General features: G+C 49.2%; 1 protein-coding gene. It reads right to left on the bottom strand.

Going from position 1 to position 2,325, the window contains the following annotated elements:
* Positions 1 to 2,172: efflux RND transporter permease subunit (locus ACYVTD_RS11730; RefSeq protein ID WP_461247952.1), on the bottom strand; the 2,172-nt coding region annotated here is incomplete at its 3' end.
* Positions 2,173 to 2,325 lie beyond the last annotated feature (153 nt).

The raw sequence follows: 2,325 nt of genomic DNA, 5'->3' as shown, positions 1-2,325 counted from the left end.
GTCAATTTCAATTTGAAGCTGGGGCGCGCCCTCGTCCACGTTTATCACGGGGTTTTCAATTTCAGGAAGGTATCGCCTCATTATAGTTTGAATTTCTTCGCCGGTAGCCATAATCGCGTTATAATCCCTTGAACTTACGGCGATTTCAATGGGGTCTGAGGTTCCCACTCCGCGCCCCGCCCTGAAACTTATTTTTGTGCCGGGAATCGTGTCAAGATAGGGGGTAAGTTTACGGATAATCGTGTCGGGAGTGTCAGTCTGTTTCGCGGGAGGGGGCAGGGTAATCTGAATCGATCCCTGGTTGGTCCCGCTGCGAGTCGCCGTAAGTACGATATTAATGTAACCTTGCACTTCATTTTTTATTATTTCCTCTATGTCAAATAACGTTTTTTCGGTAACGTCAATCGCGGTCCCTCTGGGCATCGCCACGTTGATCGCCACGTTGTCGTCCGTCCTCATGCGGGCGTACATGTTCATTCCGCCGGAAAACTGCGTAAGAGAGAAGGCGAGGAGCATTACTACAAACAGGACGATGAGCAGTCTGTTGGAAAGACAATAATCAAGCGCTATTTGGTACTTGTTTTCCATGGAGACTAAAAAAGCCTCGGTTTTGTCGTCAATAAGGCGCAAGATGCGGTTTTTTATCGGTTTTTGAACCCTTGTGTTTAGTTTTAATACAGCTCCGGCAAGGCTTGGAACAAGCGTAATCGCCACTAAAAGCGAGACCGTAAGCGATATTACCACGGTAAAAATAAGATCGCTGAACATAAGCCCCATTTCCTTCAAGTCGTTTTTATAGATGATAAGTGGGATAAAAACGCAGACGGTGGTGGCGGACGAGGCTATAATGGCGCGTAACATTTCGCGGCTTCCCAAAATCGCCGCCACTTCGGGCTTCGCGCCCCGCACCCTGTAACTGTGGACGTTTTCGATAATGACGATGGAAGCGTCCATTGTCATTCCTAACCCCATTATAAGGCCGGTCATCGTGAGCAGGTTTAAGGTAAAGCCGAAAATCGACATTGACATAAGGGTAAGCATTATGGAAATTGGAATTGAAAACCCTATAATAACCGTCGCCTTTACGTTACGCAAAAACAAAAGAAGGATAAGCATGGCGAGGGCCGCGCCCTGAAAAGCGTTCGTATAAACCTGGTTTAACGTCGCCCTTATCATCGTGGTATTGTCCGAGAGCACGCTTAAAGTTATGCCCTGCGGCAGGGTGGCGTTGATGTCCGCAAGGGAAGCCTGTACCCTGTCCGACACCTTAACCTGATTGCTTCCGCTTTCGCTCGTTACCTGAAGATAAACCCCGCTCTGTCCGTTTACGTTAACCCTCGCGGCATTGTCGTTGTATCCGAGCGAAATGTCGGCTATGTCCTCAAGGCGGATTGAATGATAAAGGGGGGCCTGCCCCGCGCTCGACAAGTTTACGGTTTTTACAGCGAGCCGTTTTATCTGGTCTATGCTGACAAGCTCTTCCTGCGTCATAATCTGATACTCGCGTGTTCCGCGTCTTAGGTTGCCGCCAGAAGAAAGGACGCTTTGCCCTTTTAGCGAGTTGTTTATGTCGTTTAACGTAAGATTGAAAGCGGCGAGGCGGTTAAGCGAAACTTCAATCTTGACAATCTGGGTCGTGCCGCCCGTAACTTCCGCCGAGGCAACCCCCTCGATGCGCTCGATGCTGGGCTGAATTTCATCTTCTGCGAAAATGCGCAACTGGTCGGGCGGATAATTCCCCCTTACGACGAGCCGCATAATCGGCATCGCGCTCGCGTCAAAACGGCGCACGACGGGTGTTTGAACGCCGTCCGGCAGGGAGTTTACAAGGCGGTTAAGAAGAACCTGCGTGTCGTTGACCGCCTTGTCCATGTCTGTTCCGTATTGAAATTCAAGGCGGATATTGCTTGTTTCAAACTGTGAATTGCTCGTCATGTTCACAAGCCCCCTTGTGGAGGAAAGGGAGCGTTCAAGGCGTTCTGTAACGTTGCGTTCGATGTCTTCCGGTCCAGCCCCTGGAAAGCGCGTAAATACGGTAAAGATCGGCTGATCAATCGAGGGGTAAAGATCAAGTGAAAGTTTTGAAAGCAGGGTAGCGGCGATACCCATGACCAAAGCGAAAAGGATTAATACGGTTACGGGGTGTTTAACTGAATATTCAGATATGTTCATGTTATCCCTTTAATCCACAATACGGACAGGATCGCCGTCGGTAAGAAAATTCTGCCCTGCGGTTATCACAAGGTCTCCCATGCTAATGCCGTCCAATATTTCTACAAGTTCTTCGTTATCAAGCCCCAATTTTACTTCCCGTCTTCGGGCGAT

The organism is Treponema sp. R6D11 (genome assembly GCF_054786075.1).
This window is presented reverse-complemented; position numbering and strand designations above follow the sequence as displayed.